At 43.4% G+C, this 19,414-nt stretch carries 20 protein-coding genes; 16 read left to right on the top strand and 4 right to left on the bottom strand.

Going from position 1 to position 19,414, the window contains the following annotated elements:
• Window positions 1–55 precede the first annotated feature (55 nt).
• From H6G17_RS08245 to H6G17_RS08235, 3 genes are all read left to right on the top strand, one after another.
• Entirely contained in the window at window positions 56–631 is a 576-nt protein-coding gene (locus tag H6G17_RS08245) for a Uma2 family endonuclease (RefSeq protein WP_192156026.1), read from the top strand.
• Window positions 632–642: 11 nt separating this feature from the next.
• Window positions 643–873 carry a hypothetical protein gene (locus H6G17_RS08240; RefSeq protein ID WP_192156024.1) on the top strand — a complete coding sequence of 77 codons (231 nt, stop codon included), beginning with the start codon at window positions 643–645 and terminating at the stop codon, window positions 871–873.
• Between the two features lie 355 nt (window positions 874–1,228).
• A complete protein-coding gene (locus tag H6G17_RS08235) occupies window positions 1,229–1,936 on the top strand; it encodes a hypothetical protein (protein WP_192156022.1) in 708 nt (235 codons plus the stop codon).
• A 157-nt stretch (window positions 1,937–2,093) separates the two neighbouring features.
• On the opposite strand, the gene H6G17_RS08230 is transcribed toward H6G17_RS08235, so the two are convergent.
• On the bottom strand, window positions 2,094–2,879 hold the full coding sequence (locus H6G17_RS08230) for a class I SAM-dependent methyltransferase (RefSeq protein ID WP_192156020.1): 786 nt from the start codon (window positions 2,877–2,879) through the stop codon (window positions 2,094–2,096).
• Window positions 2,880–4,526: 1,647 nt separating this feature from the next.
• Between H6G17_RS08230 and H6G17_RS08225 the strand changes: the two genes are divergently transcribed.
• Entirely contained in the window at window positions 4,527–4,952 is a 426-nt protein-coding gene (locus H6G17_RS08225) for a hypothetical protein (protein WP_192156018.1), read from the top strand.
• Between the two features lie 130 nt (window positions 4,953–5,082).
• Window positions 5,083–5,496: a hypothetical protein gene (locus H6G17_RS08220; RefSeq protein WP_192156016.1), complete on the top strand. Its 414-nt coding sequence runs from the start codon at window positions 5,083–5,085 to the stop codon at window positions 5,494–5,496.
• Between the two features lie 14 nt (window positions 5,497–5,510).
• Here the strand turns inward: H6G17_RS08220 and H6G17_RS08215 are convergent, their stop codons facing one another.
• Window positions 5,511–6,437 carry a hypothetical protein gene (locus H6G17_RS08215; RefSeq protein ID WP_192156014.1) on the bottom strand — a complete coding sequence of 309 codons (927 nt, stop codon included), beginning with the start codon at window positions 6,435–6,437 and terminating at the stop codon, window positions 5,511–5,513.
• 548 nt (window positions 6,438–6,985) lie between these two features.
• Complete coding sequence (locus tag H6G17_RS33125) at window positions 6,986–7,135, bottom strand: hypothetical protein (RefSeq protein ID WP_206757148.1); 150 nt, start codon at window positions 7,133–7,135, stop codon at window positions 6,986–6,988.
• A 10-nt stretch (window positions 7,136–7,145) separates the two neighbouring features.
• Here H6G17_RS33125 and H6G17_RS08210 point away from each other — a divergent pair, with 10 nt between their 5' ends.
• From H6G17_RS08210 to H6G17_RS08170, 9 genes are all read left to right on the top strand, one after another.
• The gene (locus tag H6G17_RS08210; RefSeq protein ID WP_015152840.1) at window positions 7,146–7,358 is read left to right on the top strand and encodes a molybdenum-pterin-binding domain-containing protein; all 213 of its coding nucleotides are present in this window, start codon (window positions 7,146–7,148) and stop codon (window positions 7,356–7,358) included.
• Window positions 7,359–7,515: 157 nt separating this feature from the next.
• Complete coding sequence (locus tag H6G17_RS08205; protein ID WP_192156011.1) at window positions 7,516–7,722, top strand: hypothetical protein; 207 nt, start codon at window positions 7,516–7,518, stop codon at window positions 7,720–7,722.
• A 314-nt stretch (window positions 7,723–8,036) separates the two neighbouring features.
• Window positions 8,037–10,106 carry a P-loop NTPase gene (locus H6G17_RS08200; RefSeq protein ID WP_192156009.1) on the top strand — a complete coding sequence of 690 codons (2,070 nt, stop codon included), beginning with the start codon at window positions 8,037–8,039 and terminating at the stop codon, window positions 10,104–10,106.
• 14 nt (window positions 10,107–10,120) lie between these two features.
• Window positions 10,121–11,479: an O-antigen ligase family protein gene (locus H6G17_RS08195; protein ID WP_192156007.1), complete on the top strand. Its 1,359-nt coding sequence runs from the start codon at window positions 10,121–10,123 to the stop codon at window positions 11,477–11,479.
• The gene (locus H6G17_RS08190; protein WP_192156005.1) at window positions 11,464–12,672 is read left to right on the top strand and encodes a glycosyltransferase; all 1,209 of its coding nucleotides are present in this window, start codon (window positions 11,464–11,466) and stop codon (window positions 12,670–12,672) included. The genes H6G17_RS08195 and H6G17_RS08190 overlap by 16 nt, the downstream gene beginning before the upstream one ends.
• Window positions 12,669–13,703, top strand: a complete 1,035-nt coding sequence (locus tag H6G17_RS08185) for a glycosyltransferase (protein ID WP_192156003.1) — start codon at window positions 12,669–12,671, stop codon at window positions 13,701–13,703. Before H6G17_RS08190 ends, H6G17_RS08185 begins: the two co-directional genes overlap by 4 nt.
• Window positions 13,704–13,714: 11 nt before the next feature.
• Entirely contained in the window at window positions 13,715–14,974 is a 1,260-nt protein-coding gene (locus tag H6G17_RS08180) for a glycosyltransferase family 4 protein (protein ID WP_192156001.1), read from the top strand.
• 156 nt (window positions 14,975–15,130) lie between these two features.
• The gene (gene pssD / locus H6G17_RS08175; RefSeq protein ID WP_192155999.1) at window positions 15,131–15,580 is read left to right on the top strand and encodes a PssD/Cps14F family polysaccharide biosynthesis glycosyltransferase; all 450 of its coding nucleotides are present in this window, start codon (window positions 15,131–15,133) and stop codon (window positions 15,578–15,580) included.
• A gap of 30 nt (window positions 15,581–15,610) precedes the next feature.
• Complete coding sequence (locus H6G17_RS08170) at window positions 15,611–16,102, top strand: glycosyltransferase (RefSeq protein ID WP_192155997.1); 492 nt, start codon at window positions 15,611–15,613, stop codon at window positions 16,100–16,102.
• A 10-nt stretch (window positions 16,103–16,112) separates the two neighbouring features.
• Here the strand turns inward: H6G17_RS08170 and H6G17_RS08165 are convergent, their stop codons facing one another.
• Window positions 16,113–16,922, bottom strand: coding sequence for a polysaccharide lyase (locus tag H6G17_RS08165; protein ID WP_192155995.1), 810 nt, complete (start codon window positions 16,920–16,922; stop codon window positions 16,113–16,115).
• Window positions 16,923–17,752: 830 nt separating this feature from the next.
• Here H6G17_RS08165 and rfbF point away from each other — a divergent pair.
• Entirely contained in the window at window positions 17,753–18,526 is a 774-nt protein-coding gene (rfbF, locus tag H6G17_RS08160; RefSeq protein ID WP_192155989.1) for a glucose-1-phosphate cytidylyltransferase, read from the top strand.
• 10 nt (window positions 18,527–18,536) lie between these two features.
• Window positions 18,537–19,361 (top strand): heparin lyase I family protein, encoded by an 825-nt coding sequence (locus H6G17_RS08155; protein ID WP_192155986.1) that lies wholly within the window; start codon window positions 18,537–18,539, stop codon window positions 19,359–19,361.
• Window positions 19,362–19,414: the final 53 nt, after the last annotated feature.

The following is a 19,414-nucleotide window of genomic DNA, read 5'->3' as shown; positions in this document are numbered from 1 at the left end:
ACTACAGTTATTTCTCTTATTATTAGCGATCGCGATCGCAACTGGAGATTGAAACATGAACGGTAGCCTAACTATATGCGCATTGAAGCTTGATGATGCCGAATTCGAGCAAGTCGTTCGAGCTAACCCAGAGTGGAATTTTGAACAAACAGCAGCAGGAGATTTAGTTATAGTGCCACCTACTGGAGGAACATCGGGAAAGAAAAATTTAAGCCTATCTGGGCAGTTTAGCAATTGGGTGGAAGATAATCTAGACCGAGGCGAAGGATTTGATTCTTCAACTCTGTTTATTTTACCTAATGGCGCTAAACGCTCACCCGATGCAAGTTGGGTACAGCGAGAACGCTGGGATGCTTTAACTCAACAGCAACAGGATAGTTATGTACCCCTGTGTCCAGATTTTGTAGTAGAGTTGCGTTCTCCTACAGATCGCCTTGAACAACTACAAGCCAAGATGCGAGAATATATGGATAATGGGGCACGTTTGGGTTGGCTGATTAATCCTCAAGATCGTCAAGTAGAAATATATCGTCAAAGGCAGCAAGTAGAAATTTTACAAGATCCTTTTACTTTGTCTGGCGAGGATGTATTGCTAGGCTTTACGCTCAATTTACGGCGAATTTTTGCTTAGAGGACTTTAACATGAATCAGCCATTAAAGTTTACCGATCCGGAAAAAGTCAAGCAAAGAGCTACTAGGATGCGTGAAATCTGCTTAATGTTTGACGCTCAAATTATGTTACTTGACGAGCTAATTGCCCAAGTTGAGGCAGAAAACCGAAATAATCCAATCAATGTTTACCGTCGCGAGAAGGGAAAACTTTTGTTAAAGGAGCTTTTACAAAAACAGACAGAAGAAAAGGATAGTAAATAAGAGCGATCGCATTTTTCTAACTTGAATAATCAAAGCGCGATCGCATTAGGATAGAGTGAGGCAAACGCTGTTTTAATAATTATTAAATCTAGTTCGACTTGCCGCTCTGATTCTTCTAACTCTTGTTGATATTGATCGATTGAAGTAACTTCTTGTTTTTCTAAAAGATTTATATACTCTGGTTCCTTATATTCTAAGGTCTTTTATAACTTGATATCAAATAATCTAACAAATTAAACTGGTTGCCTCAGATGTAGAATATAGACATCATCGGACAATTTTAGTTCAAGCTTATGGGCGATTTTTCCAAGCACTGATCTGTATTAAAGATGCGCTAAAATTAGTCGATATAAATATGAGAAATGCGGATATTGTCAGCGCGCGAGGAATGTTACTACAAGCCTTAGCAGATTACAATAATCCATTGCTATACGAACAGACTTGTCCAGTTGGACAGCTTCGTAGAAAAGAATGTGCTTGGGCGATCGAGCAAGCAGTTACAACAACATATCAAATTCAGGGTGAATATAAAGTAGTCAGCGATCGCCTTGCCAATTCACAAAATCAAATCCGTCACGATACTGTAAATATAATCGACGCTTGTAAAACAGATGACGAGCTTGATTTTATCTTCCCTGAAATTCAACGCCTGCACGACCACGATTTAACAGTACTCAATTCTTGGCAACATCATGTAAACTGGAGGCGATCGCTTTCCCCAGAAGAGGAAAAATTATTATCAAGCGCAAATTTTAGCGATTCAGATACATATAATACAGAAAATAATCAAAAAATAGGCAATTCTACACTGCCTCCAGAACAAAAAATCTACGAGGAACTGAAACAAAAATCTCATCCTCTATCTTTACGCGACCAGTTAAAATTTATGATGCAAACAGAACTGCGTCGAGAAGCAGAAACTTATATTTCTCAACAAGCATCGTTAGCTGGTTATAAAGCACTGATCCCAGCGAATTTACAACAAGTCTCTCACATGACTGTTGCAAACCTCTACTGGTATTTCCAAGCCAGAGATGAATCGACAGCCACAGTAGAAGCATAACAAACCCACATTTACGGAAATCGTACAGACAAACCGATCGCCATCCTACTGAAATGCGATCGCAACTGTATGTCTGCAAATATCTACCCAATGACAGATGACAAAATGCGATCGCAACTGTATGTCTGCAAACCTCTACCTAATGACAGATGGCAAACTACCTAATCTGCGTTAGATAAACGCTTGTCGTATAAACTAAAGTCACTAAACCATCATCGTTACGATTTTTAGCATACAACTGCCGTAAATCTGCAATCAATCGCTCGTAGGCTGCACCAGCGAGGGGGATGTACGATGTACTCATGGCTCTACCGACAACCCCATCAAAATCGAGTGGCTGTTGATAAGCAAATCTATACTGTTGGACATCAGCAAACAAGCTACTCTTGAGTACAGGCTCGATCGCCATCCGGTGCTGTTCGGCAGGATGATAGCCAGAAGCAACTTTAATTAGATGAGTATACTCTGCTGTAAACTCGTCATGGCGATCGCGTTCGTTCCACACTACAGCCAATCTTCCTTCTTCTGTTAAGATCCGGCGAAACTCCAGCAGCGTCGGTTCTGGATCGAACCAATGGAAAGACTGAAAGCACGTTACCAAATCTACAGCAGCATCAGCTAAACCTGTTGTTTCAGCAGTCCCGTCTCGAAATTCTACTAAAGCATGGGGTGCAGCTGCTTGCCTCATTGGTGCATTTGGTTCGATTGCTATGACTCGCACTCCCTTTTCTGCTAGCAATCGCGCTGCAATTCCCGTTCCCGCACCTATATCTGCGGCAATTAGTTGTGATGGCGATAATCCCGCTAAGACTCGCTCGATTGCAGCTTGAGGATAACTCGGACGATATTTTACATAATCCCCCACGCGATCGGAAAACCGATCGACTGGATTCATCGCATACAAAGGTGTTGCATCTAGATTAGATGTATTTTGCTCAGACATAAGTAGGAATCATAAGGGACAAGAAACTATCGATACCTAACTACTTCATTACCTGTAATGCCAATTGTAGAGTGCAGGCGCAGTTAAGTTCGCGGCAGAAGTACTCGAAATATTTTGACCGAAGTATTTTAAGTTGCAAATTTATCTATATTTTGTTGTCTTAATGTTGCTAGTTGTTCTGAAAAGTTAAAAATATTTACTATAAGGCAGTTGATTTTAATTGCCAATTTGTAAAAACTCAGAAAATATTCACTTTTTCTTAATGTGATAGTTTAGCATGAACGATTCTACTTACTAGCAAATTATGGGGTTTAGTCTATACTTGAAGTATACAGTGGTGCAATTCCGATTCTCAGATTCTGAATCGAAAACTCAGAGCCTATCATTCATGAATACCGAGATTCCATAAGTATTTTCTTCCATCTCACTGACTCTTTTGGATGTTGGGCGATAAATCGAGTCACGAGCGGCAAGATAAGTATTTCAATGTTGATTTGCTCTTAGCTTGTGATACTTCGTACATTTTTGCATGTCAAGATTATCCGTTTTTAGTTTGTGATACTTCATACACTTTTAAATGCTGATATGACTTGCTTTCAGCTTGTGATACTTCATACATCCTCGAACGCCAATATAAGACAGTTATCTCATCCTTGATACGGATGTCTGCATCATTTTCTTACATTAAGCTGAGAATTCGTAAGTAATAATTGGTAAATACCACTATCGAGAGGTTATGAAAGAAGGAAACGCCGAACAAGCTCCTGCCCATTACCTGAAAAATGACCGCTGAGTAAGCAATCGCCAAGAATCTGTGGTTGAATGAAAAAAATTGTAACTTTGTATATGAGAGTACATTTTAAATTTTCTCAGTATAGGTATGCTAATGAAGTGCAGCAATAATCTAGTAAGATATCAATATATTTTTCCTGTAAGCAGCTTAACAGTTGAAATTAAGAGATAAACTCTACTCCAAGGTGAGAGCGCTGTGATTTTCTAAACCAAATGTTATAGATTGCATGTTATGTAGTTGAGCCGGGAGAGGTTATACATCTTTCCAAAAGCTAACAGTACCTAAATGTAGCGATCGCTCCGAACAACTGAAGAGGAATAAAGAGCGCGATCGCAACAGTGTAGTTGACTTCATCTTCAAAAATAGAACTTGAAAAAAATTGAAAAAAGCATTTGACAAATACCAATAAATTCTGTTATTTTTTTAGTATTGAAAAGCCAGCAAATATTTAATGAGTTTCCTGAGTATTTGTGGCTTAAATTTACAAGAGAAATTAATTAGGAATATGCAAGAGGTATTCAGCGCGTGTGGCGCTGTAGGTTGTAAGAGAAGACACCGAGGAGTGCACTTTTACAACTTCCATAAAAAGAGTATGCGTACTCTTTAGGTGGACGAATTATTATCGATAATTTATTATCGATAACTTGCCAGTCTGCCAGGGGTTTAATTATTTTTGAATGAGAATAAACTTGAGGCTGTTAGAAGTGAAAGTTAATCAACTCTAACAGCTTTTTTTATGGGTAAATCTCGCTGATTTATAAGCGAGGAACTCGCTCATTCTAGTTTTCGTAAATTTGTTGTTCTGAATTGGTAAGAAAACCAAAAAAAGAGTTAAAAAGGAAGTAGTAAGTTTTATGAGTCAACCTGTAGTGATGGTTATCGATCCACAACCCGAACTTATAGGAGAGATTAAGAAAGATTTGCAGCGTTCTCATCAAAAACTGAGAATATTATATGCGAATTCTCCATTAGAAACATTAAAAAAATTGAAAGATTTGCAGTCGTCTAGCGATACGCTAACGCTATTAATCGTAGAACAAAAAACCTTTCAAATAGTCGCTGCCGATCTTCTACAATTAGTCAGAGAAATGTTTCCAAAGGTGCAACGCTTGACGCTCAAAGTCCACGATAGCGACGATTTACCCAGTTGCATTCCCATTCCCACAGCTTTTGTAGTGAGTACCAATGAGGTAGAGACTGCGCTGCCAGATTTACAGCTAATGGCGCACACAAGTCGATCGAGCAACTTACCTCCAAGCGTCATGAGATTTCGTGGTTGAAATTCGGTAAATTTTAGATTGATTCTAGCAAAGTTATATTGGAGCAAGATTTTAGTTAAGCATGAGTTTTGAGTGACAGAAAAGATGTTCTGGCGGATGGTATTTTTGTAGTGATTCAAAGGGATTTCCAATGCCTGGAAAACGTAGCAGCCGCAAACAAATACAGCATTTTTGCTGTCCTTACTGCGATCGCCGTTTATGGCGAGCAGGTAGTACAAAACACTTTTTGTTCTATACAGAAGCAGCTCAAATCCGACAATATGTAAATGTGTCTCACAAAAGCGCTGCTTTGCTTGCTAGTCAAGGTGCTTATGTCGATCGCAACTCCTGGATTGAAGAGTTTTTTTGCGGCGAACATGGTAAGCTGTGGCTGAAACTCAACCGTAATCCAGCAGGTCAATTAACTTCGCAAATAGCTACAAGTAAAGATTGGCAGCAATCAACTCAAACGATTAATCCAGAAGTGCCAAACCCTTCAGTGAGTGAATTTAGCTATCGTATGAGTCGAGCGCCAAGTGGTAGACTCTCCTATTGCAGAAGATAAATCGCCGCTATCTATCAACGCCTGCCTCCGTTCTTGTTCGACTTTAGGGATGCATCGCGATCGCTACTATAGGCTTGATAGGCGTGGTAAAACCATTCAAAAAATTCATTTAACTCTTGCTGTTGAATTTTAACCTGACCCGCATCTGAGGTCTGCACGAATTCTTCTAGCAAAGCTTTAGTTGTGTGCAAGCAAAGGTGGCTGGCATCCCGTAACTGCCGAAAATCAATTTTCTGCGAGTCTGACGCTGGCAAGTCACGAGCAGCAGAATTAATATAATTCAGATGTACGTCTAGCAAACTAGCCGGCGTAATTTTTTGTGCTATGCGCTGTGCTGGATTGCTGAGAAAATTCAATCCTAATAATTTAGCGCGCTTAGCAGTTGTATTGGCTGTCTCCATACCCCACGTATCTGCCGCTAAGTTTGTCAGCGTTCGATCGGTTGCTGGCTGTTTTTGTTCGGAAATAAAAGCTTTCAGGCGATCGCGCAACACGAGCAGATCTAAATTCTGGGGGAGGTGGACTAATTGCGTTTCAACTTCTTGTAGCAGCAAGCGAGCCTGGTAGACAGAGGCAGCAATATAATCGGTAAAAGTTTCTCGCTCGGCAGTTTCTAATAAATAAGTCAGCGTCACTGCCGTATCCCATAACTCTTCTACCAGAAATTGGCTGCCAGCGTCATCGTCATGAATTTCTAGTAAAACGTAAGAGTTGTAAGTGCGAATCAGCTTAGAAAACAAACCGACTACAGCTATAGTGTAAGGCTCGCTCTCTGAATTGATAACTAATGCAATTGCAGACTGAATTTCTTGCAGGTAGCTATGTAAAGTGCGAGCGGCATGGAGAAAAGCGTGACTAAAGGCAGGCTCGGTCTTATCGAGTAAGTGGACGAGTGGTAAAGTAATTCTCTGATCTAGCTTATGGGGTAAGTTTTGCTGCATCTATCCTCTGTCCGCAAAAATAGCTCTTTACCTTCTAGCGATACGCACTTTCCTATCGATCGATTAGACAATTCAAGTCCGTAAATCCTAAACTAAGCGCTGCGTATCTGTCAATCAAAACTTTGAGACTGGCATGGAATTCACTCATTCAAAGGAGAGTTTTCACCTTACCTTCGGTTGAGAGGCTGTCCTCCCAGTGCATCTATCGATACTAGATCGAGAATACTTTCTAACTTCATCCCTTTAAATCTGAAAGAGTGCTAGCCTCTGATGATAACACGCTCAGTGCTAGCTTATATCCTGCCACTCCTTTGAAAATTTGATTCAAATCGTGCATTAGCGACAATTTTTGCCAAAAACTTCATTCTCAAAAATACTGAATAAAGCAGTATTTTTGAACGAATCTCAAACAGAAATTGTATCTCATTCAATATTGCTCTTGACCACGTTACAAGATAGCACTTATAGATAAATCTTTCTTCAGTGATAAGCATTTAGTTATAAGTACTATTATGGGTTTACTTCAATATGGCTATATTTTGTTGGTATTACAAATCGCGATCGCTAATAGCGGGCGATCGCATGACAGTGAGTAGTTGATTATTCAGCTTGACATTTAAATGTTTGGATGCAGACTGGCAAGAGTACGAACTTTCACAGGGTAAATCTACAATTTTTATCCACCACCTTTTACCCATATGGCAGCTTGTGTCTACAAAAAAGAAACAATGGATTACCTTTAAAGTTTCGGAGTTAGAAATGCAAGCCCTCGAAGCTTATTGTCAACAAACTCAACGCACAAAAACAGATGTTTTGAGAGATTTAATTCGAGGTTTACCAACCTATACTAACTCGCGTTCCGCAACCAGAGGCTTTAATCTCAACCAACCTCCCCACCCTGAAGAAGACCCCAATTTCTAAATTCAAATCTTAGGGAAACTATCATCAAGATTTTGCTCGGTTGCCAGGGCAAAATGTCTGTTTTTAGGGGATTTTTGTGGTTAACCCTCGTAGTGTCTAGGGTTATTATTGGTTTCAGCAAGGGAATTGAAGCTACCACTTAACTTTACCATGACAAATGAAACCTATTTCTATTGAACAGCTCATATTGACTCAAAATCAACAATATACTCGCCAGAAACAATGGATTACCTTCAAAGTTTCTGAACTAGAAATGCAAGCCATTGAAACTTACTGCCAGCAGACTCAAAGAAGTAAAACAAACGTACTGCGAGAAACAATTAGGCAATTACCAACCTACAGCAGTTTTTCGACAAATTCATAGCTAATTGCTATCAGTTCTAGTTCAAATTTTAGTCAAGGGTGTGTTGAGACATATTTGTAACTTGAAAAACATCTGTTGAAATTAAAACAGAAGATATCAGAGTACAGGTAGGCTTGGGACAAGAGTGTAATTAATCTCACCCGACATATTTGCTCTTCAACTTTATTAGTTGACCTATTTACTTCTTTGCAAGTTATTAAGTCAAACCTCGGTTGCAACAAGAGAAACTCTAGTCTTAGACAAATAATTGTCAGCTATTGTCAAGCATTGATACTTTTGTTACTTCCACTACCAAACTAGAACGAGATTCAAGTATGAAACAGATATTCAGTATTGCCCGCAAGCACTGGTTGCCACTGCTGGGATTTAACAGTGCCGTGCTTGCTGCCACAATTTATGCAGCGTTCTATGCCAGCACGAGCATTCCTCCAGTCTGGACAGCTAATGCCAAGTTAAATCTTCCCCAAACAGGCGGTTTAAGTGCGAATCTCGGTCCTTTAGGTAGCACTCAAACCACAGCGCTCAACTTTAAAGATGTCAGCCCTTTGGACGTGCAGTTAGCTATTTTAACTAGCGATGCCGTGATGAAGCGCGTGCAGGCAGTTGACCCCGAAAAAAGCTTGTACTCGAAGGTGAGTAGCTTCAGCCAGTTATTTGTCGTTACCCCACAGCCAGCAACAACGCTGATAGAAGTGGAAGCTCAGGGTAGTCGCCCCGATATAGCTTACAAGCGATTGTTTACCTTTCTTGAGGTCTATCAACAACGACTCAACGAACTACGTCGCAAAGATGCAGAAGTCCGAGTGCAGTATACCCAAGAAGAGCTGGAACAAGCTCGTCTTAATCTCAACCAAGCGCAAGCTAATTTATCGAATTTTCAGCGCTCTACCGGACTAGTCAACAGTCCCGAACAATCTGGGGGGTTGATCTCAGCAATTAACAATCTAAAAACGACGCAGGCAACGCTGATCGCACAGGGACAAGCCAACGCCACGCAAGCTCAAGCTGCGGCAGTCAGTCTCGGGATTACGCCTCAACAAGCAATGAATTCTCTGCGTTTGGGCGAGAACAAAGAGTATCAAGCCACCCGCACTCAACTCTCGCAATTAGAGTCAACTATGGCAGTCACCCGCAGTAAGTATAGAGATGATAGCCCGCAGGTGCAATCTTTATTACAGCAGCGCCAACAGTTACTCCGCCAGCTCAATCAGCAAATTGCCGTGGCAATTCCTGGTGCTAACACCGCGCAAATAGATACAACTCTAGGTAATGGACCTAACGATAGCCGCCTAGAACTGATGGTAGAGTTGATCCGAAACCAGACTCTAGCTCAGGGAACGCAGCAACAAGCGAAGCAAATTCAAAAGCAAGTTAACAAACTCAATACCGAACTCAACTTCATCACGAAAAATCAAGCGCAGTTGTTAGACCTCCAGCGCAAGTACGAGATTGCCGAAGGCGTATACAAAGGCATTATTGCTCAAAGCGAGCAGTCAAAGACCAATCCTTTTAACGCCTATCCAAACGTGCAAACGCTAAACGAACCCACCATCGACCCCAGACCATCCATACCTAACTTAAAGCTGATTACTACTGGCGGTATGCTCGCTGCTATTTTCGGCAGCATGGCTCTAATTTTCTTCCTAGAAAATCGCAACCCATTGCTCAAACCAAAAGACTTACAGCAAGTGGAACTCCCGGTTTTGGGTAGCATTCCCCATCTCAAACAACCCAGCATGGAACGAAATTTAGCAGCCGAAATCGATATCGAGTTTCAGCGCTTGGCTTCATCTATCTTGATGCTGGAACACCCGTGTTTGATGGTGACTAGCGCCACTGCTGGCGAGGGTAAGACCACGGTTACTCTGGGGCTGGCTCTAGCCTTAGTGAACTTCGGCTTTCGGGTGCTGGTAATCGATGGCGATCTGCGCAAGGCAGAAATGAGTCGGCGCTTAGGGAAAAATCGGATCAAGAGCGCAGCAAATGCTAGTCCTCCAATGCCAGTTTCCGTTTCCCCAGGTTTTGACTTGCTACCAGCGTTATCTATTCCCAAGCAGAAAATTCCTGAATTCTTTGCCCGTGGTAGTTTTGAGCGCAATATCAAAGCCCTGCGCGACTCCGGTGGCTACGATTACGTATTAGTAGACAGCCCTCCAGTCGGGCTAGCCAGCGAGACGAATTTAATGAGCGCAGTGGTATGCAACGTCTTGTTTGTTTTGCGTTCTGGCACGAGCGATCGCTATCCGGTGATGAATAGCTTGGAACAACTGACGCGGTATAACGCGCGGATTATGGGTCTGGTAGTCAACGGATCGGACTCGCATACCTCAGTTTACCGCTACGGGTACGGACGGCAACGAGAATTACTAGAACACGAAGCTTAGGTGTTGCGGAGATCATGACTCAGCTGTACAGACCTAAATCCACGATCGCGACAACGGCATCAGCATCAGATCGCCAACTCTTTTTCTGGGGCTGGATGCGCTGGGGAGCTTTAACAGCAGGAGAACGTTTTGTCTGTGCCTTTATCATTCTCATACCAGTGCTGTGGGTAGTAGGCATTTACAAGTACATGACATCTCTCCTGATCGTGTGCATTGCTGTTTATGAATGGTGGAAGCATGGAGAAATACGTCTCAAGCCCCCGATTACGGCAGTCGTTGCCGTGTTTGTCTTCTGCATCTATCGAATAGCCCAAATGCTGATCAATTTTGATGCTCCCAACAAAGGCAGCATATCTGGTCTCCTTATTACATGGTTTAGCTACGCCTTGCTGCTGTGGTACGTTCAAAGCAATAACGTGAGATTGCGCATAGAAGCGATCGCCTGGGCTTGTACGGTCAGCATAGTGCAAATGCTTGGGTTTTGGTTGTTGCTGCAATATGTCTTGCCAATCAGCCTTTTCCAGCCTCCTAGCATACCTAACTTGTTTGGATTGGTTACGGGTAAAGCAGCAGGAGAAAACCTCTTAGCTCCCTATCAGGGCGATATATCGGGGTACTACCGTCCGAGCTTATTTTTTGTCTCCGCACAACTTTTTGCATTGATTGTAGGATGTATTGGCTTAATTGCCTTGGAAATCAAAAATCGGATTTGGTCGCTGCTGTTACTTTTAGGCAGTGTTTTCCTCATCGTTATCAGTCTGAGTCGGGGTATATGGATAGCTTTTCCGATCGCTATTTGGTTTCGCTACCTCTTTAGCGCCTACAGTCAACCTCGAAATCGTCTCATCTTGTTTGCGGTGATGGCTGTAGCCAGTTTCACCATATTATCAATTGCGCCATTCACCCACTTTTTAATCAGTAGCTATACAGACATTACAGCCCACGTTTCTCAGTTTCGGGCATCATCCACTGAATGGCGTGCCGAGATTTACAGACAGACTTGGGAGGCATTTCTAGAACAGCCGATCTGGGGTCAAATCGGCAAGGGGCAGCCCGTCAGTATGGCTGGCGGCGAGGCAAACGTCGTCGGCTCCCACAGCGTCATTTTAGGCAACCTGTTGTATGGCAACGGCATAGTCGGTACGGGAATTTTTGCAGTTTTCTGGATATCTTTATTTGCGTGGTTGTACAAGACCCGCTCGGGAAGACCTCTAACAGTTTTTTGCGTGATGATCATGTTCACCCTTGCCGCTGCTACGTTAGGAGCAATGTGGTTTTCACCTTTTCCAGCGTTGGCTCTGTTGCTATGCATTGCCATCCGGCAACCTAAACTCAAACCTGCTGGAGAGGTGCGATCGTGGCTAAGCTCTTAGTTTTACCAGGATGTCAAAATACCTTAGGAGGTACGACAGTTTCCCTGTCTTTGATGCTCAAGGGATTTGAACAATGTGGCATCTCCGAGCAGTTGTGCGTCCTGGTCAAATCTAACTCGTTGATGGAGCGGTATTTGCGGCAAGTCGGTCAAACATCTTATCTGCAAATTATTCAAGAACGGGAGTTTATGAAGCACGCGCTGCATTGGGTGAGCCAGCAACCCAAAGATTATCCCCTGTTACTGGAAAACTGCGTCGTGCGGAAGATTTTGCCAAGCTTGATCCTGGCTGCACCTGCACTGCGTTTGAGCGGTCGTCCGGTTTACCATGTCTTCCGCGACCAAACCCGATCGCCTAAATTACTGGGTAACTTGGCTAGAAAGTTAGCTTTTGCCTGCCTCTCTCCCCGCGCCATCTGCAATTCACACTTCACGGCGGCGCACGTTAAGAGTTTAGTGTCCGAGATTCAGGAAATCCTCTATCCGCCAATCGATCCACAGCGGTTTAACGATAGCCCCGCGACTAGCTCGCCGCCAGCAAATTTACAGCCTATCCTCAATTCGGGAGCGCGGCTGATGCTGACACCTTCGCGAATTACCGCACCCGAGCAGGTAAACGACAAAAATCTGCGATCGCTACCTCTGGTCTTGGCTCAGCTCAAAACTCTCGGTCACAACTACCACGGAGTTGTCATTGGCGAGGATGCATCCCCAGGTCAGTCGCTGACCCGCGCTCTGCTCGATCGCGCCGAAAGCTTAGGAGTGGCAGACCGCTTCACGGTTTTACCAGCCACATTTGCGATCGAGGACTACTACAAGTATGCCGATGTCGTCGTCACGCTTGCGCCGCGAGAGCCTTTTGGTCGCACGGTGGTAGAGGCGATCGCCTGTGGCGTACCAGTCGTCGGTAGCAACACGGGTGGCATTGGTGAAATTTTACAAAACTTCGCGCCCGAATGGGCTGTCGATCCCAACGATCCTGTCGCTGCGGCTGAGGCGATCGTGCGCCTGACTGCCGACCTCAATACTCCAACTACGCTCGATCGGGGCAAGCGTTGGGTAGAAACTTACTGTAGTGCCGTGGGATACGCCCGCGCGATCGCCAGAATTACGGGATTAGTCCCCTTAAATGCAAGCGATCGCCAGCGATCCAGCGATGAAAATTCTTTTTTAGCCCCAACCTCTGGGATATGATAACCGATCTGCAACGGCACGAGCGTTCTAGCCAGATAGAAACATCTCCACTCGTCAGTGTCATCATTAATAACTACAACTACGGACGTTTTGTTGCTAAATCAATTGACAGCGTTTTAGAGCAAACATCCAAAAATGTTGAATTAATCGTCGTTGATGATGGTTCTACAGATAATTCGCGGCAAGTTATTGAGTCCTATGGCGATCGCCTAATTGCGATTTTTCAGGAAAATTCCGGGCAAGGAACGGCATTGAATGCCGGAATTGCCCGAGCTAAAGGCGAAATTATTTGTTTTCTAGATGCCGATGACTTCTTTCACCCCGAAAAGATAGCAAGAGTCGTCGCCACTTTTGCAGAGCATCCTGAATGGGTACAGCTCGGTCACTGCTGGACTTCTGTAGATGCTGAGGGAGTTCCGATTGGCAGCAGCACTTCTAGTATTCTCAACCAAGGAGATGTCCGCAATTTGTTATTGCAATGGGGAAGATACGCTACAGCAATTACTTCTGCACTGGCATATCGCCGTACAGTTCTCCAGCAAGTCCTACCGATTCCGACACAACGAACTGAAGCAGCAGATACTTATTTGACAGCAACCGTTCCCTTTTATGGCGAAGTGGGTAGTATTAACGAACCACTCATGTTCTATCGCATCCACGGTAAAAATCGACAAGCCCACAGCGGTAACTGGTCGCGGATGCTGCATCAGCGCGAGTTAACTGCTGCCTACGTCGATCGCGCAGCTGCCAAAGTCGGACTTGTCGAGCGCTCTAATCTCCAGCAGGATGTAGACTATCGCAGTTTCAAAGCTATCGAGCGAGGTAAAGGCAGTTGGATCGGAGCATTGCAAGTCGCGTGGTTGTCCTGGCAAGAAAGTCAGGCAATCGGGCGGAGTATGAAGGATACCCTCGTCAGGTTGGTGTTTCGTAGCACCTGCACTCTGTTTCCGCAGCAGGGTATCTTGCTGCTGCGATATGGGTTGCGCGGTTACGTGCGTTGGAGATTCTTGGGACAAGCACCAAAAACATAAAGCAAACCCCAATGACTACACAAAGTCTTGCTCTAGATGCTGCGTCAGCCAGTCAAGCACCAGATATTTTGATTGTCTCTCGCGTTTTTCCCCCCGATCCAGGCGGAATTCAAGATTACACCTACAATCGTTGTTTGCAAGACCCCGATCGCGCGATCGTTTTAACCGCCGCTCACCCAGGAGACAAGGAATTCGATCGCTTGCAACCATTTCCAGTCCATCGTTGGTTAGTCCCTGGATTTCTCCACACTTTTTTCGATCGCGCTGGTTGGTTAGGTGGTGTCCTCAAGCAGCTGCTCTACGCGATCGAATCGTTTATTGTTGCCCTCTTACTCTATCGTCGCTATCGCTATCGATATATCGAGTGGTTTCACGGCTTCGATTTTCCCGTATTGTTACTGCTGAGTTATTTGCTACCGATCCGGTTTTTTATCTATTTACATGGAAACGATCTGCTCTGTCCTTTAAGCAATCCCATTTTTCAGGCTTTATTCCAGCACACGCTCCAGCGAGCGCAGGGAGTTGTTTGCAATAGTCGTTTTACCCAAGACTACTTAAAAGAGCGCTGTCAGTGCAATACACCTACATATATTATCAATCCCGCGATCGGAGTCGAGAAGTTTGGCAATCTCGACCGCGTTCCCAGCCTTCGCGCCGAGTTGCGCGCTCAGCACGGCATTCCTGAAACAGCGGTAGTCCTTCTCTCTGTGGGGCGGCTGGTTCGTCGTAAAGGTTTCGATCGGGCGATCGAGAATTTGCCTGCACTAGTGGCTGAAGGCATCGATGTCTATTATTTCATCTGCGGTCGAGGTCCAATGGAGTCCGAGCTGAAATCCCTCGCGACTCGATTGGGTGTGGATCTCCGCGTGTTCTTTACGGGATACGTTCCTGACGAGCGATTAGCTAGCTACTATGCAGCCTGCGATTTATTTGTCATGCCGACCTTTTTTGATGCCGCAGCCAAGAGTATCGAAGGTTTTGGGATTGTTTACCTCGAAGCTGGATACTTTGGTAAACCTGCGATCGCGGCGCGGCTGGGTGGAGTAGCAGATGCAGTTCGCCACGAAGAAAATGGTTTGCTCGTAGAACCCAATTCTCCCACAGAACTTGCCAATGCTCTACTGCGTTTGTGTCAAGACCGACAGTTACGCGAACGGCTTGGTAGCAGGGGCAAGGAATTAGCAGAACGTAAACCTCTCCACCGATCGATTTACGCACAGGAGATCCAGAGATCTGGATCCCTCCTAGCTCCCCTTAAAAAGGGGGGATGATAAAGCCCCCTTTTTTAAGGGGGTTGGGGGATCTCTTCTGCCTAACTTCTAACATCAACCAATCAACTTACAATCAAAATTTTCCACTCTCCACTAGCCACTAGCCACCAGCCACTCGCCTCTCGCCTCTCCTCACACACACCGGAGTTCAACGCAATGAAATTATTATTGGTCTGCAATCCAGGGGGTCATTTTTCTACCATGATGGGTTTGAAAAGCTTTTGGTCTACCTACGAAAGAGAGTGGGTGACTTATCGGCATTATGACACGCAAAAATTAAGCGAAAAAGAACGGGTTTATTGGGTGGCAATGCAGGAAGCTCGGATGGTAGTTAGGGCATTTATCAACTTCTTTAAAGCCTTAGTTATTCTGCACCAAAGCAAACCTGATTTAGTCCTCTCCACGGGAGCTAGCATAGCCGTACCGTTTATCATAGCTAGCAAATTGTATGGCATTAAAACAGTTTTTATTGAAAGTATCTCGCGCTCGGGTAATTTAAGCCTCACCGGAAGAATTGTTTATCGCTTAGTAGATGAGTTTTACGTCCAATGGCCCGAGTGTGTAGAACGCTATCCCAAGGCTCAATACAAAGGTGTGGTTGTGTAATTTTCTCCAAGCTTACGAAGGTTAAGTTCAATGATTGTTTACACGCTTGGAACTATCTTTTTTCCTTTCGATCGCGCTGTTGATTGGTTGCAAATACTACTCGAACAAGAAATTATTGTCGAACCAGTATTACTTCAGCATGGCGCTACATCGACTCGGTTGAACCATCCCCTATTAACTAGCGTGCCTTCACTCAGTCGCCATGAAATGTATACAGCGGCACAGCAGGCTTCATTAGTTATTTCACATGCAGGGCAAGGTTCTACACGAATGTTAGCAGAAATGGGTGCTTGTTTTGTCCTGCTTCCCAGACTGAAATGTTATGGAGAACATGTAGACGACCATCAACTCTTATTCGCTCGTGCTGTAGAGAAATATGGCATACAACACTGTATCGAACTTCAGCAGTTACTTGAATATGTAAAGGAGCGTCCTTCTCCCTTTCAAGGAAAATTATTTAACGCTCCTTCACTAGTGATGCATTTAATTGAACGATATAGAAGTTTGGAACTTCAGAAGTAAGCGGCGCTGCTTATGGCGCAACTTGTCCAAAGCCGGAATTAGCATCTCCCAGGCGATATTCGTCAGTGTAGACAACTCTAGGAGCAGGACCCTGAAAGTTAGGATTGCCTTTATACAATCCCATCTTGAAGTACGGTCCCGTGCCTTCATCATTCCAGAAAGTAGCTCCTTGATGATTAATTTTTTGAACGTAGTTGCCGTTGCCTGTTTTCAACCAAAGTTTAAGGAATCCGTCTTGATTTCCCGTCCACTTCACATGCATGACAAAATCAGTCCATTGCCCTCGTAGTTCTGCAACCTTGGCTATGTTAAATCGAGTACATACGGCATCAACAGAACCACCACTGCGTTGAAGATCGAATCCAACGGAATCGCCTCTACGAGAAATCTTGGAGCCAATGCCACCACAGGGATGTTTTCTACCTTTTTTGGTGGGATAAGCCCCAAATTGATTCAAAATATCCCATCCTGCGTCATTATCTTTCCAGTCTGTAGGGATGAATATAGACCACCCATACCAATAAGTTTCACCAATTTTGGTTTTATTCTTTTCAATTTCAGATCGTTCGCCGCAACGATTTACCCAATGTTTGAAAGCTGTCTGTCCAGCTCTCTTAATGTTGTAGGAAGGCTCCATTCCCGAGCAACCTTTGTTTCTAGATTGCGTAATTTCAGTCGATGACTCAATGATTCCGGCATGAGATTGATGTATTCCTACTGAAGCAAACAAAGCCGTACCCAAGAATACCGTGCCTAAAGCCGTGCGTAGCGATCGCCGTTTCCAAACTTTGGCAGACTTATTGCAATTCTCAACGGTCATATTTAAGTTCTCCGTAGATGCAGAATTTTTAACGCTAATTTGAGTAATTTCTATCGAGTTAAAACATTTAAGTAATTCTCAAATGAATAACTCAATATGAATCAATTAGCAGAGTTTATCTGCACGTTGTCTTCCTACAAATCAGCGGTGAACTCAAGTTAATGCTTGCTTCCATCTATTTCTAGGAGAAAAAACACTGATTTTTCTGAAAACCGTAATTTCACCGATTTTTTTCTGTAACTCCAACTTCTGTGAAAATACGCTGGTAAATATGACTAATACTGCAAATAAAGGGACTAACCAATGCGTTAATACTTTAAAAAATTAGTTCGAGATTTGAGAGTTCAATTATCTCTCGATTAACGATTCTCTCTAAAACTATCCCTGGCAAGCGATCGCTGAATTTAGATTAACAATGTTGTTAATTTCAACTAAGCGCTGCTCAAAGACTCAATTTTCGTCTGTTATATCGGTAAAAGCAGGAATACTAGTAATTTAGTGCGATTGTTGTTAAGTAATTTTACTGAAAATCAGCACGAGATCGGTAGAAAAACGGAGACTTGAGTTGACTCAAACTACGAAATTCATCTCTTATGACTAAGACTCAAACATCCTCAAATCGACGAATTAGCTATGACTCAGTAAAAACACTGGTACTAGCTAATTCTTGCAGGAGTTACGCGAAAGATCCCCCCTAACCCCCCTTTTTAAGGGGGGACTTAAAGCCCCCTTTTTAAGGGGGTTGGGGGAGCGAAATCTCCAACTTCAAATGCAGATCTTCTGTCTCACACAAATTTTCTTAAACTACTACAAAACTAAGAGGTAAAGCTATGAAAGCTGTTCTACTCGCTGGCGGACTTGGCACTCGTTTAAGTGAAGAAACAACCATTAAACCAAAGCCAATGGTTGAAATTGGTGGTAGACCAATTCTTTGGCACATTATGAAGACTTATTCTACCTATGGCATTAATGATTTTATTATTTGCTGCGGCTACAAAGGCTATGTAATTAAAGAGTACTTTGCTAACTATTTCTTACACATGTCCGATGTCACATTTGATATGCGCTTTAATCAAATGAACGTTCACTGCGGTTATGCCGAACCTTGGCGAGTCACGCTAGTTGATACGGGTGATAAAACCATGACTGGCGGACGGCTGAAGCGAGTCAAAGAGCATATTGGTAGTGAAACTTTCTGTTTTACTTATGGTGATGGTGTAAGTAGCGTCAATATTAAACAGCTAATTGAATTTCACAAACAACAAAAAACTTTAGCTACTTTAACAGCAACTCAACCACCAGGAAGATTTGGTGCGATTTGCCTAGAACAGGAACAAACTAAAATTACTTCTTTTCAAGAAAAGCCTACAGGAGATGGCGCTTGGATTAATGGTGGTTACTTTATTTTGGAACCAGAAGTTATTGATTACATAGCAGATGACTCCACGGTTTGGGAAAGCGAACCATTAGAAAAATTAGCTTATAACGAGCAATTATCTGCCTACAAACATGATGGTTTTTGGCAACCAATGGATACTTTGAGAGATAAAAACTATCTCGAAGATCTTTGGAAGAGCGGTAAAGCTCCTTGGAAAGTATGGTAGGACACTGAATATGAATACTAAAGGGTGTAATCATTTCTTTATAGGTGTATTGGCGTTGTGTACGACCTTCTTGTGCTTGCCAGAAGGAGTGCATAAATCCGATGCAAAAATCATTGATTCAGTGATTACAACTGTTAAGCGCCCAGAACTCGGTAAAGGGGGTTCTGCTTGTCAAAAGCTAGCAACTATTCCCCCTACAAAAGGGAACGGACAGAAGGTCTTCAAACATTGGGTAGATCGTTGCGGCGAACGGTCTGAGATGGCAACGAAAAAGACTAAGATTGGTGAAACCTATTGGTATGGATGGTCTATGTTCGTTCCTTCTACTTGGAAAGATACCGATGCAGGATTTGATATCGTAAACCAATTTGGAGCTTTTCCTTCCAAAAAAGGTAGAAGATACAAGTGTGGTGGGATCGGCTCTAAAATTTCTCGCCAAGGTAGTAACTTTATTTTCGATTTGCAACGGCAGGGTAATTTTGTTGATGTCGAATGTACCAAATTCAACTTAGCTAAAGTCTCCCAACTAAGAGGGCAATGGACTGATTTTGTCATGCAGGTTAAATGGACGGGGAACAAAGATGGATTTCTTAAATTGTGGATGAAAACAGGTAACGGCAACTACGTTCAAAAAATTAACCATCAGGGAGCGACTTTCTGGAATGATGAAGGCACGGGACCGTACTTCAAGATGGGTTTGTATAAGGGCAATCCTAACTTTAAAGGTCCTGCTCCTCGATCGCTCTATACTGCTGAATATCGCCTGGGTGATGCAAATTCCAGCTTTAAGCAAGTTGTACCGCGCCTTTCCAAGCAAAAAATAGCCGAACGATGACTTCAATTCAGCTTAAAAATTAATTGCTAGGCAATTCTAAATTATTCACGAAC

The sequence above is a fragment of the Chroococcidiopsis sp. [FACHB-1243] genome (assembly GCF_014696895.1).
GTDB lineage: Bacteria > Cyanobacteriota > Cyanobacteriia > Cyanobacteriales > Chroococcidiopsidaceae > Chroococcidiopsis.
The sequence above is the reverse complement of the archived record's forward strand: the minus strand, read 5'-3'. Positions and strand labels throughout refer to the sequence as shown.